Origin of the sequence: Aminobacter sp. LjRoot7 (genome assembly GCF_964252895.1) — a bacterium.
Taxonomy (GTDB): Bacteria; Pseudomonadota; Alphaproteobacteria; order Rhizobiales; family Rhizobiaceae; genus Aminobacter; species Aminobacter aminovorans_B.
Genome location: NZ_CAXUPX020000003.1, coordinates 134,429 through 158,651 on the forward strand (window position 1 = coordinate 134,429; position 24,223 = coordinate 158,651).

The window sequence follows — 24,223 nt, forward strand, 5'->3', positions numbered from 1 at the left end:
CGCGCATGCTGGCTCTGGGCCACTGGACGGGCCTCGCTCAGCCGGCGAAAGCCTGCTACGGAGGTATGACGGTACTTTTCCGGTGGAAGCGGAGCGGCAACCAGCCGCCGAAAAATAGGTCCTGCGAGGCAATTGACCTCGATAGCTACCGAAACAACACAAAAATATTTGTGCGTGAATTTCCCTTTAAAAACAAAACCGTAGCATTTTGACGGCCCACAGGTCGGCTTTCGGCGCTGCGGACAAGCCCCGCACGCGAATTGCCTGGACTTGCTGCTGTGTCATCAACCCTCGGATGGGCGAAACTACCGCACTCCCACGCCTGAACGGATCCCAAACTCATGCGGCGCGGGCTGCAAGTAGAGCGTGGAGGGCTTCTGGCTTTAGGTGCGTATACCGCTTCAGCATCTTCCAGTCCTTGTGCCCGGTAACGAGTGCAACTTGCTCGATTGTGAATCCGGCCTCGAAAAGTCGGCTTGTGCCTTCGTGTCGCAAGTCGTGGAAGTGAAGGTCGTGGATACTCAGGTCGGCGCATCCGCGACGAAAAGCTGTGCCGACTGATCTGCCATTGAATGGGAAAATCCGATCATCGTTGTTACTTCGGCAGGCGCGCTGCTCCTCCACGATGGCCCATGCGTCGTATCCGCATGCAGCGAAAAGCGGAATGCGCTGGCTATTTCCCTGCTTGTTTCGGGGATCCTTCCGGTCACGGATGAGAAGCATCCGGGTGCGACATTCCAGATCCGACCAACGCACCGTGCAGATTTCCTCTTGGCGCATTGCGGTAGCAACAGCGAAGCGGATGATCCGGCCAATTGGCGCGATCTGACGCGGGTTTGCGTCGAAATGCGAGATCAACCGGTCGAGTTCATCTTGGGTCGGACGACGGTCGCGCTCCTGCCCTTTGCCAACCAGACCTAGCTGTTTCAAAGCAATGCGGGCGAGGTCTACGGCCTCGATTGTAACGGGTAGGCCGTGAACTGCGGCCGCGTGAGACAGAATGAGCTTGATAGTGCCAATGTCGATGCCGAGGGTAGCAGGGCCTGCACCTTTTGCCGCTCGATCGCGGCCGAACCGAATGAGCCGCTCGCGATCGAGCGCCGCCATGTTGCACTTTCCAAGCTGACGCTTCAGCATATCCAGAGTCGCAGCTTTCGAGCGTCGAGGGGGCTTGCCGACGTCACACATGTCGTCGATATGAAGGTCGATGAGATCGCCGAAGGTTTTGAGGCGCGCGATGCGCGACTGATTTGGCGTTTCGCCACGATCAATCTGGCGCTCCGCCTCAAGGGCCCAGCGTCGGGCATCGTCTCGCCGCAAGAAGGTCTCGCTGACGTAACGGCCCTTGCGACGAACCTGAACGCGCCAGGAGCCGGAATGGAGTTTTGTGAAAGTGGCCATTTTCGTGTGCGCTCCGTGTGCACTCAGCCGTCGAACGGTGGCGAAAAGCGTCGCAATGTGGCGTAAATTCGTGTGCACTCGGTGCGACCTAACCAATTGAGACTACTAAAAAAATGATGGAATATCAAGAACATAGACTGGCCATTGCGCCCATGATGGACTGGACTGATCGGTGCTGCCGGTTTTTCCATCGCCAACTGACGCGCAAGGCGCTGCTCTATACCGAGATGGTGGTGGCCGACGCCGTCATCCATGGCGCGCGGGAGCGGCTGCTTGGCTTTGATGCCTGCGAGCATCCGGTTGCCTTGCAGCTGGGCGGTTCCGATCCTGCCAAGCTGGCCGAGGCCGCGCGCATCGGCGAGGCATTCGGTTATGACGAGATCAATCTCAATGTCGGCTGTCCTTCGGACCGCGTCCAGTCTGGCACCTTCGGCGCCTGCCTGATGAAGACGCCCGGTCTCGTCGCCGAAGGCGTCGCGGCGATGAAGGACGCGGTGAAGATTCCTGTCACGGTGAAGTGCCGCATCGGCGTCGATGACCAGGATCCCGAGCCGGCGCTCAACGTGCTTGCCGATGGCGTCTTTGCCGCCGGTGCGGACGCGCTGTGGGTGCATGCGCGCAAGGCCTGGCTTGAGGGGCTGAGCCCCAAGGAAAACCGCGATATCCCGCCGCTCGACTATGGCCGTGTCTATCGCCTGAAAGCCCGGATGCCCGATCGGTTCATCGGCATCAATGGCGGCATCCTGACGCTTGAGGAAACGCGCGCGCATCTTGAGCATGTCGATGGCGTGATGCTTGGCCGCGCTGCCTACCACACGCCAGGTGTTTTGACCGGAGTCGATGCCATGCTGCAGGACGAGCCGGCGCAAGATTTCGACTTTGCCGGGCTGATCGAGGTCATGGCCGACTATGCCGGCAGGCATATCGCTAGCGGTGGCCGCCTCGGCCATGTCAGCCGCCACATGGTCGGACTGTTCCACGGCCTTGCAGGTGCGCGGCGCTACCGCCAGATCCTGTCGACCGACGCCAATAAGCCGGGCGCGGGACCGCAGGTGTTGCGCGACGCCTTCGCTGCCGTCGATCTCACCAGCCGCAGCGAAGCGGCGTAGGTTCCAGAGGCAAGTCCTCCCCGATTAACCGCGGCCTTAGGCCAAGTCCGTCGCGCACGCCGGACGGGCTGGCCTCGCCATTTGGTTTGTGTGATCATTTGGCGGGGGCATGTTCGAGGAGGGGCGTTTTTCATGTGCCGATTGCCGGGCGGAGCTATGGCGCGTGAAGGCTGTGCGTGATGGAAACGCCGCAACTGCCAGCCTTGCGATCCTACCACTCCTGGATCGCCAACGAGACGCTGGAGGATTATTCACTCCGATACGCGGCCCGGTCGTTTCGCCGCTGGTCGCCATTCGTCATTGCCAACACCGCGCTCGGCGGCATTTCATTTCTCGCCCTTGAGGCCATCGGCGGCGCTATCACGCTGAGCTACGGCTTCGCCAACGCCTTTCCGGCGATCCTGGTGACCTGCCTGTTCGTTTTCGTGACGAGCCTGCCGATCGCCTATTATTCCAGCCGCCACAACATCGACATGGACCTGCTGACGCGCGGCGCGGGCTTTGGCTATATCGGCTCGACGATCACTTCGCTGATCTACGCGACATTCACCTTCATCTTTTTCGCCCTCGAAGGCGTGATCATGGCGCAGGCGCTCAACCTGTTTGCCGATGTGCCGCTGGTGCTGGGTTATGTCATTTCCTCGGTGGTCATCATCCCCATAACCTTCATGGGCGTGACGCTGATCAGCAAGCTGCAGCTGCTGTCGCAGCCGATCTGGATCGCCATGCATCTGGCGCCCTTCGCCTACATCCTGTTTGCCCATCCCGACACGCTGAACGAGTGGGCGGCTTTCGTCGGCAGCGATGTGGTCGGCGAGGGGTTCAACTTCCTGGCCTTCGGCTCGGCCATTGGCGTTCTGTGCGCGCTGTCGATCCAGATCGGCGAACAGGTCGACTATCTTCGCTTCCTGCCCGACAAGACGCGTGAGAACCGTTTCCGCTGGTGGGCGGCGGTGATCGCCGCAGGCCCCGGTTGGATCGTCGTCGGCGGCTTCAAGATACTCTGTGGCAGCCTCTTGGCGGTGCTCGCAATTCAGGCCGGCCTGTCGCGTTCGACAGCGCTCGAACCCATCCACATGTACATCATCGCCTATGAGTATCTCAGCGCCGATCCGCGCGTCGTGCTCGCACTGGCCGCTGTTTTCGTGCTGATCTCGCAGGTCAAGATCAACGTCACCAATGCCTATGCTGGCTCGCTGGCCTGGTCCAATTTCTTCTCGCGCGTTACCCACTACCACCCCGGCCGGGTGGTGTGGCTGGTGTTCAACATCCTGATCTCGCTGCTTCTGATGCTGCTCGGCATCTTCCAGACGCTGGAGCTGGTGCTGGCTGTCTATTCGATCATCGCCGCTGCCTGGATCGGCTCGATCTTCGCCGACCTCGCCATCCTCAAGCCGATCGGGGTCAGCCCGGCTTTCCCCGAGTTCAAGCGCGCCTATCTCTACAACTTCAACCCCGTCGGCTGCGGTTCGATGGCGCTGGCGTCGTTCGTCGCCTTGCTGTGTTTTTCCGGCATGTTCGGCGTCATGGTGCAGGCCTATGCCGCGCCGATCGCGTTTGTCACTGCGCTCACAAGTGCCGTGGTAATCGGCGTCGCCACCAAAGGGCGCTACTATCTGGCGCGCCAGCCTGTCGACCTGCCGGCGGCTGCATCGGACGCCAATCTGTGCGCCATCTGCGGCGTCACCTACGAACGCTCTGACATGGTGCACTGCACCTTCTACGAGCTGCCGATCTGCTCGCTGTGCTGCAGCTTGGATTCGCATTGCCACGATGTCTGCAAGTCGCCGGGAGGTGAGGTGCAGACCTCGCGCTCGCGCTATTTCGGCCAGGCTCTGCCGCATATTCGCGACAAGATCGCACCCCGCATGGGGCAGCGTCTGCTCAAGGTGGCGGGTGTGTTGTTTACCCTGGCGGTGATATCAGGCGGCGTGTTCCTGCTTACCTACCGGTTGATCGAGCCAGGATCGGAACAGCCTCATCTGGCGAGCGGCCCGCTGCTTTTGCGCGTCTTCCTCGCGTTGCTGCCGCTGCTCGGCATCGGCGCCTGGTGGATCGTGCTGTCGCAGGAGAGCCGGGAACTTGCCGAGCGCGATCTTGTCGCCTCGCTGGAAAAGCTGCGGCAGACACAGCGAGACCTAGCGAGCAACGAGCGCCTCGCCGCCATCGGTCAGATCACGGCAACGGTTAGCCACGAGCTGCGCAATCCACTTGGCACGTTGGTGACGTCGGCCGACGTGTTGCGCCGCTCGCTGAAGAGCGCCGACGCACCGATGCTCTCGGAATTGGAACGGCTGCAGCGAAACGCCTGGCGCTGCGTGCGGATCATCGAGGACCTGCTCGATTTTTCGCGCAAGCACGCCCTGGTCGTCACGCCGATCCTGATCGACCGATGGGTGGCCCAGCATGTCGCCGAACAGGAGGCTACGCGACCGATACAGCTGGAACTTGCCGCCGGATGCAGGATATCGGCCGACGGCGAGCGGTTGCGGCAGGCGTTTTCCAACGTCCTGGCCAATGCGCTGCAGGCCTGCGAGACGGCGGATGACGCGGCAATCGTCGTCTCGACCCGCTGCGAGGGCAACAATGCCATCATCTGCGTTGCCGACAATGGGACCGGCATGTCGCACGAGACAGCGGCGCGGGTGTTCGAACCGCTGTTCAGCACCAAGGCGTTCGGCGTCGGATTGGGCATGCCGCTGGTCAAGCGCATCGTTGAGCAGCATGGCGGCTCGGTGCTGATCGACAGCGAGCAGGGCGCCGGCACGCGCGTCTCGATCGTGTTGCCGCGGGCGGGCGCTGGTTCGTCATGACCGACCAGACCGATCTGCAGACCGATTTCATCGGCGACGACGTCATTCCGCATGCAACCGTGCCGACCGAGAAGAAGCGCGTTCTCATCGTAGATGACGACGAGGATTTTGCCGCAAGCCTCGCCGGATTGCTCGAGCTCGAAGGCTATCAGGCGATCATCGCGCATGATCCGCCGTCGGCCCAGCGCGCCTTGGCCTTGCACCTGCCGGCGGTGGCGCTTGTCGATGTGCGGTTGGGCGTCGGCAACGGGGTCGAACTGGTCAGGGCGTTTCGCCAGCAAAGCCCCGATCTCATCTGCCTGATGGTCACAGCCTATGCCTCGGTCGAGACGGCGGTGGAGGCGCTGCAGGCCGGCGCCTACGACTATCTGTGCAAGCCATTCCACAGTGCCGATCTGTTGGCGACGCTGGAGCGCTGCTTCGAGCGCACGCGCCTGATGGAGGAAAAGCGCCTGGTCGCCGAGCGGCTCGGCCAGATGCAGCGCATCGAGGCGATGGGACAGCTGACCGGCGGCATCGCGCACGACTTCAACAATATCCTGGCTGTCCTGCTCGGCAATCTGCGCTGGCTGCAGGAGCATGTGCGGACCGAGCCCCAGCTGGCGCAGATGGTCGACGATGCGCTGGAGGCGGTGAAGGCAGGGACGGAGCTGACCTCGCGCCTGCTCAACTTCGGCCGCCGCGAGGGCGGTGATACCGCCCGTGTCGACCTGGGTGAGGCGCTGCCCGACCTGATGCGCGTCTTGCGTCGTACGCTGGACGACAAGATCGGCCTGTCGCTCGAACTGGCGGACGATCTGCATGAGGTCGAGGTTCAGCCAGCGCAACTGGAAACCAGCCTGCTCAATCTCGCGCTCAATGCGCGCGATGCAATGCCGGATGGCGGCCTGCTTCGGTTCGAGGCCTGCAATTTTGTCGTCCGGCCCGACGACGCCCGCGTCGCCTCGGGTCTGTTGCCCGGTCAGTATGTCGTCATTTCGGTCATCGACACCGGCCACGGCATGCCGGTGGCGGTGCGCAGCCGGGCGCTGGAGCCGCTGTTCACCACCAAAGCAGCGGGAAAGGGTAGTGGCCTTGGCCTGCCGATGGTCGATGGCTTCGTGCGCCAGTCGGGCGGGCGCCTTGGCATCTCGAGCAAGCCGGACGAGGGCACCCGGATCAATCTCTATCTGCCGCGGGCAGTTCAGTCCCGGCCCTGAGGGGCGAACATGTAGCCGACGCCGCGAATGGTCTTGATGAATTGGGTGTCGCGCGCATTGTCCCGCAACTTGCGGCGTATCTTGCCGATCAACACGTCGATGCTGCGATCATAGGGCGTCCAGTTGCGGTTGGCGACGATGTCGAGGATCTGCTCGCGCGACAGGATGCGGCCGCGCCGTTCGACCAACGCCGACAGGATCTGGAACTCCTGGCTGGTCAGCCGCACGTTCTCGCCGTTCGGCGACGACAGCTTGTAGCGTGTGGGATCGAGCCGCCAGCCATCGAAACAGACGGCGGCCGAGCGATCCACTTCTGTTTGCTCGGGCAGCGTGATGCGCTTGGCAAAACGCCGCATCACCGTTCGTACCCGCGCCAGCAGTTCGCGCGGCTCGAACGGCTTGGTGACGTAGTCGTCGGCCCCCAGTTCGAGGCAGACGACCTTGTCGATCGTGCTGTTCTTGCCCGACAGCATGATCAGCGGGAGGTCGTATTGGGAGCGCAAGTTGCGCGCCAGGGTGACGCCGTCCTCACCAGCGGGAAACCCGAGGTCAAGAATGACCAGATCGAACGGTTCGTCGGCAAGCGCGCGCCGCATCGAGCGACCGTCATGGGCGCTCGCCATGACATAGCCCTCGCTTGCCAGGAACTTTTCGAGAAAGCTGCACAGCAGACGATCGTCATCGACAATGAGAATGCGTGATCTTGGGTCGGCAACTGACATGGTTGCTACGATAATCGCAATTCGCAGGCGCGGTCGAGAAGGGAAGATCGCCATTGGTCGCAACCGGCGTTGCTCTTACGCGCGTGGGCGGGGGCTGGCATCTGTCACCTGTCGGTGGATCCATCTAACAATCTGAAAGTTATATCTAAAATTTCGGGGTTGTTGCGTCTGGCCGGCGCTGACACAAACCGTCTGGTTACAAAAAATTACATAGCGGGCAGCTTTCCGATGCATGGCGATTACAAGCCGCACCTAGCTTGGCCTCGCACGGCTGCGTCGGGTTGCATTGCGCTCCCGGCGCAAGGGCGAGGAAGGCGCGCAAGCCACACCTCCCAAAGCCGGCGATTGAGGAGGAACAGCCCAATGCCACAGACAGTATTTTCAGTCGATTTGAACAAAGCGCCCGAAGATCACGCCATCAAGACGCACAACCGTTGGCATCCTGATATTCCGATGGTCGATTACCTCAAGCCCGGGCGCACCTACCGGGTGGAGTGCCACGACTGGACGGGAGGCCAGATCGGCAACAACAACAGCGCCAATGACGTCCGCGACGTCGACCTGACGCGCGTCCATTACCTCAGCGGCCCGTTCGGCGTCGACGGCGCGGAACCCGGAGACCTGCTGGTCGTCGACATTCTTGATCTCGGCGCGAAGCCCGATTCGGAATGGGGCTTCAACGGCCTGTTCGCCAAGGAAAACGGCGGTGGGTTTCTCACCGAGCATTACCCTGAAGCCAGCAAGTCCTGCTGGGATTTCCACGGCATCTACACGACGTCGCGCCACATTCCTGGCGTGCGCTACCCCGGCATCATCCATCCCGGCCTGATCGGCTGCCTGCCTGACCACAAGCTGCTTGCCGAAGCAAACCGTCGCGAAGCCGAACTGGTGGCGACCGATCCTGGCCGCGTGCCACCGCTGGCAGCGCTGCCATATGCCGACACAGCACTGATGGGGCAGTTGAAAGGTGATGCGGCGCGGAAAGCCGCGGCCGAGGCCTGGCGCACGGTTCCGCCGCGCGAACATGGCGGCAACTGCGACATCAAGAACCTGTCGCGCGGTTCGAAGGTCTACTTCCCGGTTTACGTGAAGGGCGGCGGGCTCTCGATGGGCGACATCCACTTCTCGCAGGGCGACGGCGAGATCACCTTCTGCGGCGCTATCGAAATGGCTGGCTGGGTCGACATCAGCGTCGACGTGATCAAGGGCGGCATGGCGAAATACGGCGTCATCAACCCGATCTTCAAGCCAAGTCCGATCGACCCGCATTTCGACGACTATCTGATCTTCGAGGGCATTTCGGTCGACGAGCACACGGGCGAGCAGTACTATCTCGATGCTCATGTCGCCTATCGCCGGGCCTGCCTCAACGCCATCGAGTATCTCAAGAAGTTCGGCTACTCCGGCGAGCAGGCATACATGATCCTGGGCACGGCCCCTGTCGAAGGCCGCATCGCCGGCATCGTCGACATTCCCAATGTTTGCGCCACCTTGGCTATTCCTACGGCAATCTTCGACTTCGACATCAATCCCAACGCCCACGGACCCAAGAAGCAGGACTTCAAGGCCGACGTCGCCAAGACGAGCTGATCAGGCCGCAACAACAACAAACTGACCGCCGGTCGGGAGCGTGTCCCGACCGGCGTTCTCCTGGGAGGGGAATTCATGCTACTCGGATTTGCTTTGCTTTACGTTGGCGCCGTCCTGTTCTTGAACGGCCTTTGGCTGCTCGGGAAGATCGAGGACCGGGAAATCGTCGTCATCAACGTCGTCTCGGGCGTCGTGACGTTTTGCGCTTCGCTTGCCTGGGCGTTCGGACCCAACGCGGACGCTGCGTCCATCAAAGGTGCGGCGCTGACGATCCTGTTTTCGACGACCTATTTTTGGGTGGCCTACAACAGGGTGGTGAAAGTGGACGGACGCGGCCTCGGCTGGTTCAGCCTGTTCGTCGCCATCACCACGGTTCCAGTGGCGGTGCAGGGACTTTCCACGGCCCAGACGTCGACCGATTTCTGGCTGGCGTCCAACTGGGTGATCTGGGGCGTGCTGTGGTTCCTGTATTTCCTGCTGCTGGCGCTGCAGCGGCCGATCCTGCGGCTGACGGCGGTGGTCACGCTGCTTGCCGGCATCGTCACCGGCTGGCTGCCGGGCTTCCTGCTGCTCGACGGCAAGCTCTGACGCCGGCTTCTCCGGCCAGGCGTTGGGACGCTTGGCCGCTTGCGGGCGGGCGAGGGCTGTTTTGCTCGCCATATCGTTTCAATGGGTGCTTTTGGGAGGCTGGTCATGCCGCTCTACAATTATGTTTGCGACGATTGCGGACCGTTTGAAGAATGGGTGCCGATGCAGGACGCGCTTCGGGCGTGCGCCTGCCCGCAATGCGAGGAGCAAAGCAAACGCGACGTGGCCGCACCACGTCTGAGCCTGATGAACGGCAAGTTGCGCCGCGCATTGGCCCGGTCAGAGGCCAGCGGCACCGAGCCGAAAGTGGTGAAGAAGGCGCATCTTGCCGGTTGTGGCTGCGCCTTGTGCAAGATCGGCAACAAGCCTGTGCCGACACGCAAGAAATGGTCGATCGGCCACTAGAGCCCTAGTCGCGCAGGATCATCCTGTCGCCGCGCACGTCGAAGCCCGACAGCGAGCCGATGAAATTCATGCCGAGCAGGCTCTGCTCGAGCCCCTGGTCGGCGACGAGCATAGGCAGGTTCTTGCGTTCGATGGTGCCGAGCTGGACGCTCGCCGCCGTGACCCGTGCCGCATGCGCAATGCCGTTGGCAGTCGAGACCGGCACGGTGAAGCTCAGGCTTTCGAGATCGAAGCCGGCTCGGCGGGCATCGGCCACCGTCAGGACGGTGGTTGTGGCGCCCGTGTCGACCATGACATCGATGGTCTGGCCGTTGACCTGCATGCGCGCGCCGAAATGTCCGTTGGTTAGTTTGTCCAGGGTGACGGTCGCGCGGCCATTGCCATCCAGCGCCGACATCGGGCTTCCCGGCACGAGGCCGGCGGTGACGCGGCTGGCGACATCCTGCAGTTCGTAGCGGTACTGATAGCCGGCGACAAACACCAGAACGATCACCACCCACATTGCCAGGCTGCGCACCGTGTCACCGAAGCGCGTGCCACGGCGCAGGACGCCGGCGCCGATGACCAGCAACAGCGCGCCGGCGTAGATCAGCTGGCCGAAGCTGTCATTGTTGAGGCCAAGCGTTTCGCCTGACGAATGGTTGAGCAACAACAGCAGCAGCCCGCCGCCGAGTACGGCGATGACGACCCAGTAAAGCCGGCTCATCTCTGTCTGGTATCCTCAGCTGGACGCATTTTCGCGGGACATCCGCGCGCGGCGCGTTTCGCGGCGCGGCTTGCGCTCGATGGTCTCGAGGCGGGCGGGCAAGGTGGCCATGACGGCACGGCGCGTTTCCGGCGTCATCTTGTACCAGGCGCCGACCTCGTCGCGGGTACGGCCGCAACCGAAGCAATAGCCGGTCGTGTCGTCGATGGAGCACAGCATGATGCAGGGAGTTTCAATCGCGGTCATCAGGTCGTCCATGGCGGCAATGCTTCTGCGCTGATGTATACACGGCGCCAATCACAGATGATGTAGCCTGCGCGTCATTGCAAGCGCTTTCCCGCGACGTCACGCCTCGCCGCCTGGATGCGATCTCGCGATTGTTTTCGCTCGTCGAGGCGGCTATGCCGCGCAGGACCATCACGAACGGCAGGCAGCCCCCATGACCAGCGCTTCCCCCTTTGACGATTTCCGCAACCTGTTTGCACATCTGCCCGAGGGCGATGTCGCCCAGGCTGGCAAGGTCTGGGCGCTGTTTGCCAAGACAGACAAGCCGAAAGGCTCGCTTGGCCGCATCGAGGACATCGCGGCCTGGCTGGCGCGCTGGACGGGCCGCGCGCCACCCTCGGTGCTCAAGCCGATGGTTGCGATCTTTGCTGGCAATCACGGTGTCGCTGCCCAAGGCGTGTCGCCGCGGGCGATGGAAGCCACGGCCCAGCGCGTCGAGCTGTGCGCCGCCGGCGGTGCTGCCATCAACCAGATCTGCCTGGCCAACGATCTCGGCCTGAAGGTGCTCGACCTGGCGCTGCACCTGCCGACATCGGATATCACCGTCGAGCCGGCGCTGGACGAACGCGGCTGCGCCGCCACCATGGCTTTTGGCATGGAGGCGATTGCCGGCGGCAGCGATCTGTTCTGCATCGGCGATCTCGGCGTTGCCAACACGACCGTTGCCGCGGCCCTTTGCTCGGCATTGTTCGGCGGCAAGGGCGCCGACTGGGTCGGGCCGGGTTCCGGTGCTGATGCCGCCATGCAGGCGCGCAAGGCCGAAATTGTCGATCGTGCGCTGGCGCTGCATGGCCCTCATATCAAGGACCCGTTCGATGCCTTGCGCCGGGTCGGCGGGCGCGAATTCGCGGCCATCGCCGGTGCCATCCTTGCGGCGCGCATGGAAAAGATCCCGGTGCTGCTCGACGGCTTCGCCACGACCGCTGCTGCTGCCGTGCTTTATGCCGTCGACCGGACGGCGCTCGACCATTGCATGTTCTCGCATGTCTCGACCGAGCCGGGCCACGCCCGCCTGCTGGCAAAGCTCGGTGCGCGGCCCTTGCTCGGGCTCGGCATCGACCATGGCGAGGCGGTTGGCGCCGGGCTTGCCGCCGGGTTGGTCAAGACCGCGGCGCAGATCAGTTCGGGAATGGCAGCGGCTATTCGCTGATCTAGCGGCGGGCTGATCTAGCGCCGGCCGGCGGTGCTGCGCGCCAGCGAAGGCAGGTCGTCGATGACCCGGGCTGGGGGAAAGACCGCGATGGCTTCGGTGCCCTCGCGCAGCTTCGAGCGCAGTTCGAATTCGCCGCCATGCAACGCAAGCAGGCCCTGGACGATGGGCAGGCCAAGGCCGGTTCCCTGTTCGGCGCTCTTGATGGCGATCGAGCCCTGGCCGAAAGCCGACAGCACGACGGGGATTTCGTCGGCGGGAATGCCCGGTCCCTTGTCCTTGACAGAGATGTACTGACCGCCGCCGGCGGTCCAGCCGACACGGACGCGTATTTCGCTGCCCGTCGGCGAGAATTTGATGGCGTTGGACAGAAGGTTGAGCGTGATCTGGCGGATGGCGCGCTCGTCGCCGAGCAGGCGCGGCAGGGTCGGCTCGAACTGTTCGACGATCTTGAGATCCTTGTTGCGTGCCTTGAGCTCCATCATGTGGCAGCAATCCTCGACCACCTGGAGCAGCATCAGCGGCTCTTCGTTGAGCTGATAGCGGCCGGCCTCGATGCGCGACAGGTCGAGGATCTCGTTGATGAGGTCGAGCAGGTGCTGGCCCGACTGGTGGATGTCGCGGGAATATTCGCGATAGGTCGGGCTGTTGATCGGGCCGAGCACTTCGCCGGCCATCACTTCCGAGAAGCCGAGGATGGCATTGAGTGGCGTGCGCAGCTCATGGCTCATCGTGGCCAGGAATCGCGACTTGGCGAGATTGGCGTCTTCGGCACGGCGGCGGGCCTCGTCCGACATCGATTTTGCCGTCTCCAGTTCGGCAATCAGCGCGTCCATTTCGGACCGGGCGGCCATCAGCAGCAGCGCTGACCGCTTCTTGATCCCGGCGACGAGCGAAAAGAAGGGCAAGGCAGCGACCAGCAGCGCGACCATGACCATGCCAAGCGGCTCGGACAGCTTGACGCCGAAGGCTGCATAGGCGGCGACGGGAACGACGAAAGTCGCGGCCAGTGCGCCGCGCAGCGACGATGCAACGATCGCGGTCGCCGCCATTGCAACGAGCAGGAACGCACCTTTGACGATGGACAGCAGGCCGGGTTCGCAGGCCGCACAGGTCATGGCGGCGAGATAGGCCCAGGCGAGGCCGGTGACGAAATGGCCAATGAAGAAATTGCGCCGGATGGCCGACGGCGTCATCGCCGCAGGCGCTGCCTCGTCGGCGCGGCGGGCAAGCAACGCCAGTCCGACATAACCCATCATCGCGACCAGCGACCATTTGAGGATGGCATCGTCCGCGCCGAGCAAAAACCCGATGCCGGCGAAGATGACGACCAGAAGCGGCAGGGTTGCCGAATTGGCTCTGATCGAACGGGCGTGCAGCTTCAGCAGTTCGCGGTCGAAAGCCAGGCCGCCTGGCTGCTGGGCCAATTGATCGCGTGTCTTGCGCACAGCACGAGCGACATCGCTGTTGCGATGGCGTTTCCTGCGGTCCACAATGATCTTGTCCGCCGTGTTAGAGCGTTGCAACGGCATGTGATAATTCAGTTTTCGCGCGCGCTTATCTTCAAGTCTGCACGCTACGTCCGAATGATTAAGGGATTGTTTGCCATATGAGCCGTTCGTGGTCGGGCAGGCCGCGGCAGCGGTATTTCAGGCGCCCGCGCAGCCGTTGGCGCAAGTTTTTCGACTATGCGCTGGCGTTTGCCGTGCTTGGGCTGCTGATCCTCGTTTCGGCGCGCCTCGACAGGGTGGAAACACGCAAGACTGAGGGCGTGGCCGTCATCAACGATGGTGATTCGATTACCTTGGGCAGCGAGCGCATTCGCCTGCGTGGCATTGATGCGCCGGAATACTCCCAGATTTGCAGGAAGGATGGCGCCGACTATCCTTGCGGCCGCCGTTCGCGCGAGGCGCTGTCAAAACTCGTCGCCGGGCACCAGGTGAGCTGCGCCGGCTGGGAGCGCGACCGTTACGGCCGCCTGCTTGGCGAATGCACGGCTGCCGGGACCGATCTCAACCGTTCGCAGGTGGAGGTCGGCTGGGCCGTTGCCTATGGTGGCTACGAAGCGGAGGAAGCTGCCGCGCGCCTTGGCCGAAAGGGCCTGTGGGCCGGCGACTTCGACCGTCCGCGCGACTGGCGCAACATGCACGGCGACATGGTTGAAATTGAGCATGGCAGCTTTGGGCGCATGCTCAATTGGCTGCGGGAAATCTTTCGATTCTCGTAGCTTGCGGCTTATAGTTGCAAGATCGGTACAAGTCTGAGGAGGCAGAAATGAAGCTGTTTGACGGGGGACGGGCGCCAAATCCGAGGCGCGTGCGCGTGTTCCTGGCCGAAAAGGGCATCGATGTGCCCAAGGTTTCCGTCGACATGGGAGCGATGGAACACAAGAAAACAGATGTTTCCTCGCGCAATCCGCTGCAGCGACTGCCCGTGCTGGAGCTCGACGACGGCACCATCCTCACCGAAACTGTCGCCATCTGCCGCTATTTCGAGGAGCTGCACCCTGAGCCGGCCTTGTTCGGACGCGGCGCGCTGGGCAAGGCGAAGGTCGAGATGTGGCAACGGCGGATCGAGCAGAACCTGTTCCAGCCAGTGGCCTTCGCCTTCCGCCATACTCATCCGGCGATGAAGGAATGGGAAATCCCCCAGGTGCCCGAATGGGGCGAGGTCAACCGGCCGAAGGCCATCGAGTTCCTGGCCTTGCTCGACAAGGAACTCGCCGCGCGTGAATTCGCCGCCGGGGACTACTATTCCATCGCCGACATCACCGGATTGTGCGCCATCGACTTCATGAAGCCGGCGAAGATCGTGATGCCCGAAGCGTTTGCCAACGTGCAGCGCTGGCATCACGCGCTGACGGCACGCCCGAGCGCTGCCGCCTGATTATGTCGGCCGAACTCGACAGCCTTGTCGCCGAGATCAAGGCTTGCCGTATCTGCGTCGAGCAGCCATTGGGCAAACCCTTGCCGCATGAGCCGCGGCCGGTGGTGGTGCCGTCTTCCACTGCGCGCATCCTGATCGCCGGGCAGGCGCCGGGTACCAAGGTGCATCTGAGCGGAGCGCCTTTCACCGACGCATCAGGCGATCGCCTGCGCGATTGGCTCGGCGTGACGTCGGAAATCTTCTACGACCCGGACGCCTTTGCCATCGTGCCGATGGGCTTTTGCTTCCCGGGCCAGGATGCCAAGGGCGGTGACCTGCCGCCGCGACGGGAATGCGCAATGGCCTGGCGTGCCCGGCTGATGAAGCTGATGCCGCAGATCGATCTCGTGCTGACGATCGGTCAGTACGCGCAGCGCTGGCACATGGGCGCGGCGCGCGCGGCGTCCTTGACCGACACTGTTGCCGACTGGCGGGCTGTCTGGGTGCGTTCGCCTTCGCCGCATGTGCTGCCTTTGCCGCATCCGTCCTGGCGCAACACGGGCTGGATCAAGCGGAATGCCTGGTTCGAAATGGAATTGCTGCCTTTTCTCAAGGCGGAAATCCAACGTCGCCTTTCCTAGGCGTTATGGAATTCGATACCGAAGATACAGGGTGTGCGGAGAATTCCTTTCTTGTATGATGGCGTAAATGACAGGATTATGGCGAACCTTTTCTAACGGAGCCCAGATATGGACCGCCTTGACCGGAAAATCCTCCGCCTCCTCCAGGAGGACGCGACCTTGGCCGTGGCCGACGTCGCCAAGAAAGTCGGCTTGTCCACCACACCGTGCTGGCGCCGCATCCAGAAGCTTGAGGAAGAGGGCGTCATCAAGCGCCGCGTGGCGCTGCTCGATCCCGAGAAGATCAATGCGCGCGTCACCGTGTTCGTGGCGATCCGTACCAATTCGCACAGCCATGAATGGCTGCGCCGCTTCTCCGAGGTGATCCAGGAGTTTCCGGAGGTCATCGAGTTCTACCGCATGAGCGGCGACGTCGATTATCTCCTGCGTGTCGTGGTGCCCGATATCGGTGCTTATGACGCTTTCTACAAGCGGCTGATCGCCAAGATCGAGATCCGCGACGTGTCGTCGTCCTTCGCCATGGAGCAGATCAAGTACACGACCGAAATGCCGCTCGATTACATGATCCTCGACAAGGAGAGCGGCGCGTCGGCTGCCTGATCAGGCTTTCGCGCTCAGGCGTTCGATAATCTTGGGATCGGTGAGTTCGCGCACGGCGTCCTTGCCGATCCATTTCGCCGTCTTGTCTGTTGACCCCGCCAGTTTCTCCGCCAGCCGCAAGGCGGGTGCGTGGAGGGCAGGCGAGCGCTTGCCGGTTTGGCGCAGCGCCCAGTTCACAGCTTTCTTGACGAAGTTCCTGCTATCGCCCGCCTGTGCCTCGACTAGCTTGAGCCAGCCGAGGAAGGTCTCGTCCGGCTCCTTCTTGAGGTGAACCGCGGCGGTCGCGATCGTCGAGAATGCCGCGCGGCGGACGAATTCGCGCTCGTCGGCGGCATAGGCCGGGATGATCTCGTGAGCTAGATTTGCAGCGCAGATGAGATGAGCTGCGTGATCGACGATCTCCCAGCTGTCGAACTCGGCCGCCATCGCATCGATCTGGGCGCGAGTCACCTTTGCCGGCTCGTCGGTCGCGGCCGACAGGATGCGCGCTTCGCGAATGCCTGTCGCCCATAGGCCCAGAGCGCGGGCGTGGTCGCGCTTGAGCAGGCGGGCGATGGGATTGGTCACGGCATTGGGGATGCCGAGTGCGTGGTCGGTGGCGATGCCGAAGCGGGCCATGCCGGCTAGGTTCTCTTCCGAGGCCAGCGTGCGCAGATGCGCGATGATCTCATCGACTGTGGATGCCGACGACAGCGCCATGGTGCCGCTCTATTTCTCGAGGCGGGCGAGCAGGGACGAGGTATCCCAGCGCTTGCCGCCCATGCCCTGCACGTCCTTGTAGAACTGGTCGACAAGGGCGGTCACCGGCAGCTTGGCACCGTTCCGGTCGGCCTCTTCAAGGCAGATGCCGAGATCCTTGCGCATCCAGTCGACGGCGAAGCCGAAATCATAATTGCCGGCATTCATCGTCTTGTGGCGGTTTTCCATCTGCCAGGAACCGGCGGCACCCTTGGAGATGACGTCGACGACCTTTTCGATGTCGAGGCCGGCCTTCTTGCCGAAGTGGATGCCCTCGGCGAGACCCTGGACGAGGCCGGCGATGCAGATCTGGTTGATCATCTTGGTCAGCTGGCCAGCGCCTGCAGGACCCATCAGGCCAACCATGCGTGCAAAGGAATCGATGACCGGGCGGGCGCGCTCGAAGGGTTCCTGCTCGCCGCCGACCATGACGGTCAGAACGCCGTTTTCAGCGCCGGCCTGGCCGCCCGAGACCGGGGCGTCGAGAAAGTGGAAACCGCCTGCCTTGGCGGCGGCATCGAGCTCGCGTGCCACCTCGGCCGAGGCGGTGGTGTTGTCGATGAATATGGCGCCTTTCTTCATCGAGCCGAATGCGCCTTTGGCGCCGGTCGTGACTTCGCGTAGGTCGTCGTCATTGCCGACACAGGCAAAGACGAAGTCCTTGCCATCGGCGGCCTCGGCGGGCGTCGCGGCAAAGCCGCCGCCGTGCTGGGCAGCCCATTTTTCGGCCTTCGCGGTGGTGCGGTTGTAGACGGTGACGTCGTGCCCGCCCTTGTTCTTGAGATGGCCGGCCATGGGATAGCCCATAACGCCGAGACCAAGGAACGCGACCGATGCCATGGTTCACCCTTTCGAAGTGCAAAATGCTCTGGTGTCCGTGGTCTATGCGATCGGACGAATTCGTCAAGACGACGATGGTTGGACCAGCGCTTGAGATCAGCGGTGCAGATGGCGGGTGATGCGCCTTTCGATCCAGTCCACCAGATGGCGCAGGGTTTCGACCAGCGACAAATAGAGCAGGGCGGCCCAAAGGTAGGTCTGGAAGTCGAAGGTGCGCGAAAAGGCGCGGCGCGTCTCGCCCATCAGGTCATAGACCGTGATGATGGCAACGATGGCCGAGCCCTTGATCATCAGGATGATCTCGTTGCCGTACGGCCTCAGCGCCACTATCAGGGCCTGCGGCAGGATGATCTTGTAGAGCGTCTGCGTCTTGGACAGGCCAAGGGCGGACGCTGCCTCCCACTGGCCCTTGCCGACGCTCTCGATCGCCCCGCGCAGGATTTCGGCCTGATAGGCGGCGGTGTTGAGCGCAAAGGCGAAGACGGCGCAATACCAGGCCTCGCGGAAGAACCCCCACAGGCCGATGGCCTCGAGCTGCGGCCGGAACGAGCCGAAGCCGTAATAGATCAGGAAGGTCTGGGCGAGCAGCGGCGTGCCGCGGAAGAAATAAACATAGCCGTAGGAAATCGCGTTCAGCACGCGGTTCTTCGACATGCGGGCGTAACAGATCGGCACCGACAGGATGGCGCCGAGTATGATGGATATCGCCACCAGCGTCAGTGTCACATAGAGCCCGGACAGATAGGACGGCGCATATTTGGCGAAGAGTTCCGGGTTCCAGGCGCTGAACAGATAGGTAGCCAGGCCGGCACCAAGCGCGATCCAGAGGCAGACGAAAACCCAGCCCAGAATGCGCTCGCGCGACCATCCGCGTGGCGGCGCTGCCGGGCGCTGCACTTTCACGGTGGTTCCGTCGGTAACGCTCATCGCTGGGCCGCCCGCTTGCCGACCCAGCGCTCGATGGCGCCGATGCCGAAGGAGGAGATGATGGCGAGCGCCAGGTAGATGAGGCAGGCAACGCCGAAGAACATGAATGCTTGCTTGGTGACGCGCGCGGCGATGCTGCTCTGGCGCACGATGTCGGTCAGGCCGACGGCCGAGACAAGGGCCGTGTCCTTGAGCAGGATCAGCCACAGGTTGGAGAGGCCGGGCAGGGCGATGCGGATGAGCTGCGGCAGGATCACCAACCGCATCGTCTGGCGCGGCGATAGGCCGACGGAGTAGCCGCCTTCATACTGGCCACGCGGAATGGCGCGGAAGGCCGAGAGGAAAACCTCGCTGGCGTAGGACGAGAAGACGACGCCGAGAGCAACCATGCCGGCGACGAAGCTGTTGATCTCGACAACCGCGTCGGGCTGGACCAGCCGAACGACCTGCTGGATACCGATCTGCGCGCCGTAGAACACGAGGAACAGCGTCAGCAGCTCGGGCAGGCCGCGGAAGATGGTGGTGTAGATGTTGCCGGCGAGCCGCATCGAAGGTTCGCCCGACTGCTTGGCGAGTGCGACCAGAAAGCCGATCAGCAGACCCAGCGGCAATGTCACCAGGGCAAGCGAAACCGTGACGAGCACGCCATGTGCGAGGTCGTCACCCCATCCGTCAGGCCCGAAACTCAGAAGCGTCCACGCGCTTTGCATCGGTATGCTGCCCCCATTGGCCTCCCTTGGCGGGAGTGCCTGCCGTCTTTGCTGACGGCTTGTCGTTGAGCTTATGTTAGCCAAACGGCGGGAACTTGTCCCGCCGCTTGTTCAGTTTTCACAGCATTGACCGCTCAGCTGCCGTAAGCGTCGAACTTGAAGTACTTGTCGTTGATTTCCTTGTACTTTCCGTTGGCGCGGATGGCATCGATGGCTGCCGAGAACTGATCTGCCAGCGGGTCCCCCTTGCGTACGCCGACGCCGGCGCCGTCGCCGTGGATCTCGGGCATGTTCGGGATGGTGCCGACGATCTTGCAGCATGCACCGTCAGCGGTTTCCAGCCAGGCACCCAACGTCACGGCGTCGTCGCTGACCGCGTCGAGGCGGCCGTTGGCCATGTCGAGCTTGTACTCGTCTGCCGTCGGGTAGGACTTGACGGTGCTGTCGGTGTAGACCTTCTCGGCGTAGTTGTAGTGGATGGTCGAACCCTGGACGCCGATGGTCTTGCCGGCGAGGTCTTCCTTGGTCACGCCCTTGATGTCGCTGTCCTTGGCGGCGGCGATCACGGCCGGGGTGTTGATGTACTTCTTGGAGAAGTCGATCTTTTCCTTGCGCTCAGGCGTGATCGACATCTGGGCGATGATGGCGTCGAACTTGCTGGCCTGAAGAGCGGGGATCATGCCGTCCCACTCCTGGGCGACGATCTCACACTTGACCTTCATTTCCTCGCAGAGCGCATTGGCGATGTCGACGTCGAAGCCGACAAGCTTACCGTCGGAGGTCAGGTTGTTGTAGGGAGGGTATGCGCCTTCAGTGGCGATCTTGATTGTCTTTTCCTGCGCCTGCGCCATACCGATGGTGAGCGCCAGGGCCGCGGTCGCAGCCAGGGCAATACGCTTGGAAATACCCATGATGTTCCTCTCTGTTCGCTTCGGCCGGTTCCCGTCCATGGCGGCCGTTGAGCGGATGAACTCCGCTGCTGGCGGCGATACTCCCACTGTTTTCAGTTAAAAATCAATCACGAAAAGGGGATTTGCGACCGGGCGATCGGGCAAGCGCGGTGACGCAGCGTCACCGCGCTGCGAGGCCGGTGCGCACTTCGACGAAGTCGGCGATCGCCGTGATGTCGTCGATGCCGAACACCGGAACCTGCTCGCCTTCGACCGGATGGTCGGAGGCGATGGCGATGATCGAAGGGTCGTTCAATGTCAGCGGCGAGCGGTCCTTGGCCTCGAGCCGGCGTGCCTCGATCTTGAGATGGTGCTCGCGCTTGTAGCCCTCGACCAGAACCAGATCGCAAGGGGCGATTCTCGCTAATACCTCGTCGAGCGTCGGCTCGGTTTCGTTGCGCAACTCGTGCATCAACGCCCAGCGCCGCCCCGACACGATGGCGACTTCCGTCGCGCCAGCCTCGCGATGGCGAAAGCTGTCGGCGCCCGGCTTGTCGATGTCGAAATCGTGGTGGGCATGCTTGATGGTCGAGACCCTCCAGCCGCGTCCGACCAGTTCCGTCACCAGGCGTTCGGTCAAAGTCGTCTTGCCGGAATTCTTCCAGCCGGTAATGCCGAACACGCGATGCGTCATCACTTGGCCTCGTCGACGATGCGCGCAGCCTGGGCGAGGTCCTCGGGCGTGTTGATGTTGAAGAACGGGTCGACTTCAACGGAACCACGTTGCGTCACCGGAAAATCCACCACGTCGAGGCCTGCCTGCTCAAGGAAAGTCATCACCCTTCGGGTATCGCCGCTTTCCAAAAAGGCCGCAAGCGGCTTACGCAACGAAACCGGCCACAGCGCGAATGTTGGGTGCACGCGCCCGTTCGAAGACGCCACGGCGACCCGGCCGGCGACAGCGCGCGCTACCAGCCGCTCGGCAAGATCGTCGGGGAAGAAGGGCGTGTCGCCGGCAACGCTGAGGATATGAGTGACGTCGAGCTTGACTGCCGCCCACTCCATCCCAGCCAGGATTCCCGCCAGTGGTCCCTGGTAACCAGCAATCGTGTCGCTGATGATGTCGACGCCGAATCCCACGAAACCTGCGGGGTCGGCATTGGTGTTGATGGCGATCCGACCGACCTGCGGGCGCAGGCGATCTAGCACCAGGCGTGTCAGGGGACGACCGGCAAGCTGCAGGAGCGTCTTGTCGGTGCCGCCCATGCGGCTGGAACGGCCGCCAGCGAGGATCAACCCTGCAATATGCTCTGCCATGCCTAGATCCCGTCGGGCGCCATCGAGGCACTGGTGCTTTCGGCTGCCGGCCGGCCCTTGCCGACAACGCGTTCGCGATAGAGCGAATAGAGGCCGGAAGCAACGATGACGGCAGCACCCGCGATCATCGCCAGGTCGGGGATGTCGCCGAAGACGAACACGCTGAGCGAGAGCGCCCAGATCAGGGCGGTGTAGCGGAACGGCGCGATGAAGGAAATTTCGCCTTCGCGCATCGCCATGATGACGAACTGGTAACCGAACAGCACCAGCACCGCGGCGCCGGCAAGGAACGCGACGAGATTTGGCGTCATCGCCACCCAGCCACCAAACGGCACAATCGTCAGCGCACCGGTGATGGTGATAATGATGGTGGTGGTGGTCGACACGAACAATGAGGGGATGTGGCCGGGGATCTTTCGCGTCGCAAGATCACGCACGGCGCAGAACGCGACCGAAAGCAGAGCCAGCAGCGAAAACGCGTTGAAGCCTTCGAACCCTGGCCGGACGATGATCAGGACACCGCCAAAGCCGGTGGCGATGGCCAGCCAGCGACGCCACCCGACGGCCTCGCCTAGGAACAGTGCTGCGCCCATCGTCACAGCCAATGGCAGCGCCTGCAGCACGGCGGAGATGTTGGCCAGCGGCAGGTGGGGCAGGGCGGCGAGAAAACACACGGTGCCGCCAACCTCGCCGACAAGGCGTAGGAACACCATCGGATGCCAGTAGTTCCGGTAGCCCTTCAAGGCACCTTGCTGCCAGGCGAGAAGGCTGATCAGCGTGGTGGCGAACAGCCCGCGCACCAGCATCAGCTGGCCCGGATTGATCGTCTGGGCCGCGAGCTTGCTCAGCGTGTCGTTGAAGGTAAAGGCTGCCATCGCGACGACCATGAAGGTGGCGCCGCGAACATTCGAGGAAAGTGGCACTTCGGCTTTCCGTTGCTGCTGTTGCCTACGGCTTTAGCACCGGTGCACGAAACAGCAATGCCAATCGGATGGACCAGATATGTCAATCGGCCTCACGGGCCGTTGAGGCTTTCGGCGATGGCGCTGACCAGCGGGTCGTATTTTGCCTTGGACGATGCGGGGTATTTGAGCAGGAAGGCATGGATGACGCCGGCGCGGCCGAATTCGAGGCGGTGGTAGAATATGTCGTTGCCGTCATTACCCGACAGCACGACCCAGTCCTTGCCCAATTTTTGGTAGGTGACCTGCACGCCCTCGGAGCTCATGTCGGCGAGTTGCCTGGGTGTCTGCTCAAGCGCGTTGTTGGAGCCGTAGATCGCGAGGCTAGCCCCGTCCGCCGCCAGGAATGTCATGCCGTCGCCGTTCTCGGGCGGTTCGGCCTTGCTGACGAAGACCTCAAGCGGAAACGTCACCGACGTGCCGAAGCGGGCATTGGTGTAGATGAATGGCTTGGCAAGTGCAGGTGCGGCTAGCACCATCGCCAGAGTCATTGCGGAGAACGTCCTGGCGAACCGGTAAGCCATGCCCATTACCTCACGAGGACGTTGTCGGGTGGCGACGATAGCTGCAACTTAGCCGCCTGTCACACTCATATGGCGCGAGACGGACGGGCGATTGGTGCGGCGGTCGATGATGAAATCGTGACCCTCGGGCTTACGCCCGATCGCCTTGGCACCGGGCTATCCGATCACGCACGAGTTTCTGTCGGCTATGCACGGGTGCTGGTTCTGGCGCGACGCTACCGCAACCGCTGCAGCGCGGTCTTCACCGCATCGCGATTGTCCCGCCTCATTCGCTCGACGACCGCCTCGAATCGCCCGTCGCCGAAGATCCGTTCGCGATAGGCCGCGTAGTCGGCGAGCACCGTGCGCACCGTGTCAGCGAGTTCGCCGTAGCGCGCCCACACCACGAACGGGTGATACGCGATCGACTCGCGCAGCGGCACGTCTTCGCTGACGACCACGACACCGCACAGCAGCGCGGGCAATACGCGCAATTCCTCGAACGTGTGGTGCTGGCCGGTCTGATGCACGTTCACGAGCACGCGCGTGTCGCGGTATAGCGCGCGCAGCGCGGCGCCCGCGTAGACACCACTGACATTGAGCAGCGACAGGCGCGCCGCTTGGGCCGCTTCCAGAAACGCGGCGCGGCGCGGTTGCGCGACGTCGCCAAACAGCGTGATCGCGTCGCGCCGCCGCGTGCCCGGGGTGACGTCGGTGTCGTACAGCAGCGGCGCGAGCACGATCGTCTTGGCCAGATACGCATCGAAGCCGCCGGCGCGGCGCAGGTTTTCGACATTCGGCCGGCTGTAGTCGACGATCACGTCGGCCGATTCGACCACCGCGCGGTTCACCACGCGCGCGAGATAGTGCCCTTGGCCGTCCGGCAATGGCACAGCACCGGTCGGCGCGCCGTCGCTGTCGCGCCCGCCCGGCTTGACCAGTGTGTGTTCCCACTGGACATCGATGCGCCGCGTGCGGTTCGCATTGCCGCAGTCGACCTCGGAGTCTCCGAACACGAGATTGACCGGCGCGTCGCGCACGGCCAGCGTTTCGCGGAACAATGCGACACAGTACAAATAGTATTCCCGCACGAACGCCGGATACTGAGGATCGTATGCAAGCCGCGCACGGCCGACGGTTTCGACGCAGCACGCCGGCGCGCGCGGAAACACATGGCGCCACAGCGCTTGCAGCTTGCGTGCGACACGCTTCGCCAGCGTCATTGCGGAGAAAGTCGCGGCGAGCCGGTAAGCATGCCCATT

At 62.9% G+C, this 24,223-nt stretch carries 26 protein-coding genes; 11 read left to right on the forward strand and 15 right to left on the reverse strand.

The window, feature by feature from the left end; all coding sequences use genetic code 11:
* Positions 1-339: 339 nt before the first annotated feature.
* On the reverse strand, positions 340-1,401 hold the full coding sequence (locus ACSQ3E_RS10185; RefSeq protein ID WP_436122618.1) for a tyrosine-type recombinase/integrase: 1,062 nt from the start codon (positions 1,399-1,401) through the stop codon (positions 340-342).
* A gap of 113 nt (positions 1,402-1,514) precedes the next feature.
* Here ACSQ3E_RS10185 and dusA point away from each other — a divergent pair, with 113 nt between their 5' ends.
* The 3 genes from dusA to ACSQ3E_RS10200 all read left to right on the forward strand — a co-directional run bounded on the left by dusA (position 1,515) and on the right by ACSQ3E_RS10200 (position 6,522).
* Positions 1,515-2,510 (forward strand): tRNA dihydrouridine(20/20a) synthase DusA, encoded by a 996-nt coding sequence (dusA, locus tag ACSQ3E_RS10190; protein WP_436122619.1) that lies wholly within the window; start codon positions 1,515-1,517, stop codon positions 2,508-2,510.
* 179 nt (positions 2,511-2,689) lie between these two features.
* The gene (locus tag ACSQ3E_RS10195) at positions 2,690-5,323 is read left to right on the forward strand and encodes an ATP-binding protein (protein WP_436122620.1); all 2,634 of its coding nucleotides are present in this window, start codon (positions 2,690-2,692) and stop codon (positions 5,321-5,323) included.
* On the forward strand, positions 5,320-6,522 hold the full coding sequence (locus ACSQ3E_RS10200; RefSeq protein ID WP_436122621.1) for a sensor histidine kinase: 1,203 nt from the start codon (positions 5,320-5,322) through the stop codon (positions 6,520-6,522). Before ACSQ3E_RS10195 ends, ACSQ3E_RS10200 begins: the two co-directional genes overlap by 4 nt.
* Here ACSQ3E_RS10200 and ACSQ3E_RS10205 read toward each other — a convergent pair.
* The gene (locus ACSQ3E_RS10205) at positions 6,507-7,244 is read right to left on the reverse strand and encodes a response regulator (protein WP_436122622.1); all 738 of its coding nucleotides are present in this window, start codon (positions 7,242-7,244) and stop codon (positions 6,507-6,509) included. The genes ACSQ3E_RS10200 and ACSQ3E_RS10205 overlap by 16 nt on opposite strands.
* A 363-nt stretch (positions 7,245-7,607) precedes the next feature.
* Between ACSQ3E_RS10205 and fmdA the strand changes: the two genes are divergently transcribed.
* From fmdA to ACSQ3E_RS10220, 3 genes are all read left to right on the forward strand, one after another.
* Positions 7,608-8,834 carry a formamidase gene (gene fmdA / locus ACSQ3E_RS10210; protein WP_436122623.1) on the forward strand — a complete coding sequence of 409 codons (1,227 nt, stop codon included), beginning with the start codon at positions 7,608-7,610 and terminating at the stop codon, positions 8,832-8,834.
* 75 nt (positions 8,835-8,909) lie between these two features.
* Positions 8,910-9,422 carry an AmiS/UreI family transporter gene (locus ACSQ3E_RS10215; protein WP_436122624.1) on the forward strand — a complete coding sequence of 171 codons (513 nt, stop codon included), beginning with the start codon at positions 8,910-8,912 and terminating at the stop codon, positions 9,420-9,422.
* A 39-nt stretch (positions 9,423-9,461) separates the two neighbouring features.
* Positions 9,462-9,827, forward strand: a complete 366-nt coding sequence (locus ACSQ3E_RS10220) for an FmdB family zinc ribbon protein (RefSeq protein WP_436122625.1) — start codon at positions 9,462-9,464, stop codon at positions 9,825-9,827.
* 4 nt (positions 9,828-9,831) lie between these two features.
* On the opposite strand, the gene ACSQ3E_RS10225 is transcribed toward ACSQ3E_RS10220, so the two are convergent.
* Together ACSQ3E_RS10225 and ACSQ3E_RS10230 are read right to left on the reverse strand one after the other, a co-directional pair.
* Positions 9,832-10,533, reverse strand: a complete 702-nt coding sequence (locus ACSQ3E_RS10225) for a TIGR02281 family clan AA aspartic protease (protein ID WP_436122626.1) — start codon at positions 10,531-10,533, stop codon at positions 9,832-9,834.
* Between the two features lie 15 nt (positions 10,534-10,548).
* Positions 10,549-10,779, reverse strand: coding sequence for a DUF1289 domain-containing protein (locus tag ACSQ3E_RS10230; RefSeq protein WP_310319109.1), 231 nt, complete (start codon positions 10,777-10,779; stop codon positions 10,549-10,551).
* A gap of 193 nt (positions 10,780-10,972) precedes the next feature.
* On the opposite strand from ACSQ3E_RS10230, the gene ACSQ3E_RS10235 reads away from it, so the two are divergent.
* Positions 10,973-11,968, forward strand: coding sequence for a nicotinate-nucleotide--dimethylbenzimidazole phosphoribosyltransferase (locus tag ACSQ3E_RS10235; RefSeq protein WP_436122627.1), 996 nt, complete (start codon positions 10,973-10,975; stop codon positions 11,966-11,968).
* Positions 11,969-11,985: 17 nt separating this feature from the next.
* Here ACSQ3E_RS10235 and ACSQ3E_RS10240 read toward each other — a convergent pair whose 3' ends face one another.
* Positions 11,986-13,500: a sensor histidine kinase gene (locus ACSQ3E_RS10240; protein WP_310318083.1), complete on the reverse strand. Its 1,515-nt coding sequence runs from the start codon at positions 13,498-13,500 to the stop codon at positions 11,986-11,988.
* 77 nt (positions 13,501-13,577) lie between these two features.
* Here ACSQ3E_RS10240 and ACSQ3E_RS10245 point away from each other — a divergent pair, with 77 nt between their 5' ends.
* From ACSQ3E_RS10245 to ACSQ3E_RS10260, 4 genes are all read left to right on the forward strand, one after another.
* Positions 13,578-14,195 carry a thermonuclease family protein gene (locus ACSQ3E_RS10245; protein ID WP_436122628.1) on the forward strand — a complete coding sequence of 206 codons (618 nt, stop codon included), beginning with the start codon at positions 13,578-13,580 and terminating at the stop codon, positions 14,193-14,195.
* A gap of 47 nt (positions 14,196-14,242) precedes the next feature.
* A complete protein-coding gene (locus ACSQ3E_RS10250; protein ID WP_436122629.1) occupies positions 14,243-14,854 on the forward strand; it encodes a glutathione S-transferase in 612 nt (203 codons plus the stop codon).
* Between the two features lie 2 nt (positions 14,855-14,856).
* On the forward strand, positions 14,857-15,474 hold the full coding sequence (locus ACSQ3E_RS10255) for a uracil-DNA glycosylase family protein (protein WP_436122630.1): 618 nt from the start codon (positions 14,857-14,859) through the stop codon (positions 15,472-15,474).
* Between the two features lie 108 nt (positions 15,475-15,582).
* On the forward strand, positions 15,583-16,074 hold the full coding sequence (locus tag ACSQ3E_RS10260) for an Lrp/AsnC family transcriptional regulator (RefSeq protein ID WP_067961212.1): 492 nt from the start codon (positions 15,583-15,585) through the stop codon (positions 16,072-16,074).
* Here the strand turns inward: ACSQ3E_RS10260 and ACSQ3E_RS10265 are convergent, their stop codons facing one another.
* The 10 genes from ACSQ3E_RS10265 to ACSQ3E_RS10310 form a co-directional block, all read right to left on the reverse strand.
* Positions 16,075-16,773: a DNA alkylation repair protein gene (locus ACSQ3E_RS10265; RefSeq protein ID WP_436122631.1), complete on the reverse strand. Its 699-nt coding sequence runs from the start codon at positions 16,771-16,773 to the stop codon at positions 16,075-16,077.
* A 9-nt stretch (positions 16,774-16,782) separates the two neighbouring features.
* A complete protein-coding gene (locus tag ACSQ3E_RS10270) occupies positions 16,783-17,652 on the reverse strand; it encodes an NAD(P)-dependent oxidoreductase (protein WP_436122632.1) in 870 nt (289 codons plus the stop codon).
* A gap of 96 nt (positions 17,653-17,748) precedes the next feature.
* Positions 17,749-18,579, reverse strand: a complete 831-nt coding sequence (locus ACSQ3E_RS10275) for an ABC transporter permease (RefSeq protein WP_436122633.1) — start codon at positions 18,577-18,579, stop codon at positions 17,749-17,751.
* Positions 18,576-19,289, reverse strand: a complete 714-nt coding sequence (locus ACSQ3E_RS10280) for an ABC transporter permease (RefSeq protein ID WP_310318110.1) — start codon at positions 19,287-19,289, stop codon at positions 18,576-18,578. Before ACSQ3E_RS10280 ends, ACSQ3E_RS10275 begins: the two co-directional genes overlap by 4 nt.
* Before the next feature lie 134 nt (positions 19,290-19,423).
* Positions 19,424-20,200 (reverse strand): ABC transporter substrate-binding protein, encoded by a 777-nt coding sequence (locus ACSQ3E_RS10285; protein ID WP_436122634.1) that lies wholly within the window; start codon positions 20,198-20,200, stop codon positions 19,424-19,426.
* 160 nt (positions 20,201-20,360) lie between these two features.
* On the reverse strand, positions 20,361-20,873 hold the full coding sequence (mobB, locus tag ACSQ3E_RS10290) for a molybdopterin-guanine dinucleotide biosynthesis protein B (RefSeq protein ID WP_436122635.1): 513 nt from the start codon (positions 20,871-20,873) through the stop codon (positions 20,361-20,363).
* Complete coding sequence (gene mobA, locus ACSQ3E_RS10295; RefSeq protein WP_436122636.1) at positions 20,873-21,496, reverse strand: molybdenum cofactor guanylyltransferase MobA; 624 nt, start codon at positions 21,494-21,496, stop codon at positions 20,873-20,875. The genes mobB and mobA overlap by 1 nt, the downstream gene beginning before the upstream one ends.
* Positions 21,497-21,498: 2 nt before the next feature.
* Positions 21,499-22,419 (reverse strand): DMT family transporter, encoded by a 921-nt coding sequence (locus ACSQ3E_RS10300; protein ID WP_436122637.1) that lies wholly within the window; start codon positions 22,417-22,419, stop codon positions 21,499-21,501.
* A 92-nt stretch (positions 22,420-22,511) separates the two neighbouring features.
* Positions 22,512-22,982 carry a hypothetical protein gene (locus tag ACSQ3E_RS10305; protein WP_436122638.1) on the reverse strand — a complete coding sequence of 157 codons (471 nt, stop codon included), beginning with the start codon at positions 22,980-22,982 and terminating at the stop codon, positions 22,512-22,514.
* A gap of 215 nt (positions 22,983-23,197) precedes the next feature.
* Positions 23,198-24,184 carry a hypothetical protein gene (locus ACSQ3E_RS10310; RefSeq protein ID WP_436122639.1) on the reverse strand — a complete coding sequence of 329 codons (987 nt, stop codon included), beginning with the start codon at positions 24,182-24,184 and terminating at the stop codon, positions 23,198-23,200.
* Positions 24,185-24,223 lie beyond the last annotated feature (39 nt).

Excerpts from the sequence above, each read along its gene's own strand:
- ACSQ3E_RS10185 (WP_436122618.1), bottom strand. The coding sequence starts at position 1,401 with ATGGCCACTTTCACAAAACTCCATTCCGGCTCCTGGCGCGTTCAGGTT.
- dusA (WP_436122619.1), top strand. The coding sequence starts at position 1,515 with ATGATGGAATATCAAGAACATAGACTGGCCATTGCGCCCATGATGGAC.
- fmdA (WP_436122623.1), top strand. The coding sequence starts at position 7,608 with ATGCCACAGACAGTATTTTCAGTCGATTTGAACAAAGCGCCCGAAGAT.
- ACSQ3E_RS10310 (WP_436122639.1), bottom strand. The coding sequence starts at position 24,184 with ATGACGCTGGCGAAGCGTGTCGCACGCAAGCTGCAAGCGCTGTGGCGC.
- ACSQ3E_RS10285 (WP_436122634.1), bottom strand. The coding sequence starts at position 20,200 with ATGGGTATTTCCAAGCGTATTGCCCTGGCTGCGACCGCGGCCCTGGCG.
- ACSQ3E_RS10235 (WP_436122627.1), top strand. The coding sequence starts at position 10,973 with ATGACCAGCGCTTCCCCCTTTGACGATTTCCGCAACCTGTTTGCACAT.
- ACSQ3E_RS10200 (WP_436122621.1), top strand. The coding sequence starts at position 5,320 with ATGACCGACCAGACCGATCTGCAGACCGATTTCATCGGCGACGACGTC.
- ACSQ3E_RS10195 (WP_436122620.1), top strand. The coding sequence starts at position 2,690 with ATGGAAACGCCGCAACTGCCAGCCTTGCGATCCTACCACTCCTGGATC.
- ACSQ3E_RS10215 (WP_436122624.1), top strand. The coding sequence starts at position 8,910 with ATGCTACTCGGATTTGCTTTGCTTTACGTTGGCGCCGTCCTGTTCTTG.
- ACSQ3E_RS10270 (WP_436122632.1), bottom strand. The coding sequence starts at position 17,652 with ATGGCATCGGTCGCGTTCCTTGGTCTCGGCGTTATGGGCTATCCCATG.
- ACSQ3E_RS10250 (WP_436122629.1), top strand. The coding sequence starts at position 14,243 with ATGAAGCTGTTTGACGGGGGACGGGCGCCAAATCCGAGGCGCGTGCGC.
- ACSQ3E_RS10275 (WP_436122633.1), bottom strand. The coding sequence starts at position 18,579 with ATGAGCGTTACCGACGGAACCACCGTGAAAGTGCAGCGCCCGGCAGCG.
- ACSQ3E_RS10205 (WP_436122622.1), bottom strand. The coding sequence starts at position 7,244 with ATGTCAGTTGCCGACCCAAGATCACGCATTCTCATTGTCGATGACGAT.
- ACSQ3E_RS10240 (WP_310318083.1), bottom strand. The coding sequence starts at position 13,500 with ATGCCGTTGCAACGCTCTAACACGGCGGACAAGATCATTGTGGACCGC.
- ACSQ3E_RS10225 (WP_436122626.1), bottom strand. The coding sequence starts at position 10,533 with ATGAGCCGGCTTTACTGGGTCGTCATCGCCGTACTCGGCGGCGGGCTG.
- ACSQ3E_RS10265 (WP_436122631.1), bottom strand. The coding sequence starts at position 16,773 with ATGGCGCTGTCGTCGGCATCCACAGTCGATGAGATCATCGCGCATCTG.
- ACSQ3E_RS10245 (WP_436122628.1), top strand. The coding sequence starts at position 13,578 with ATGAGCCGTTCGTGGTCGGGCAGGCCGCGGCAGCGGTATTTCAGGCGC.
- ACSQ3E_RS10305 (WP_436122638.1), bottom strand. The coding sequence starts at position 22,982 with ATGGCTTACCGGTTCGCCAGGACGTTCTCCGCAATGACTCTGGCGATG.
- ACSQ3E_RS10255 (WP_436122630.1), top strand. The coding sequence starts at position 14,857 with ATGTCGGCCGAACTCGACAGCCTTGTCGCCGAGATCAAGGCTTGCCGT.
- ACSQ3E_RS10260 (WP_067961212.1), top strand. The coding sequence starts at position 15,583 with ATGGACCGCCTTGACCGGAAAATCCTCCGCCTCCTCCAGGAGGACGCG.
- mobA (WP_436122636.1), bottom strand. The coding sequence starts at position 21,496 with ATGGCAGAGCATATTGCAGGGTTGATCCTCGCTGGCGGCCGTTCCAGC.
- ACSQ3E_RS10230 (WP_310319109.1), bottom strand. The coding sequence starts at position 10,779 with ATGACCGCGATTGAAACTCCCTGCATCATGCTGTGCTCCATCGACGAC.
- ACSQ3E_RS10280 (WP_310318110.1), bottom strand. The coding sequence starts at position 19,289 with ATGCAAAGCGCGTGGACGCTTCTGAGTTTCGGGCCTGACGGATGGGGT.
- mobB (WP_436122635.1), bottom strand. The coding sequence starts at position 20,873 with ATGACGCATCGCGTGTTCGGCATTACCGGCTGGAAGAATTCCGGCAAG.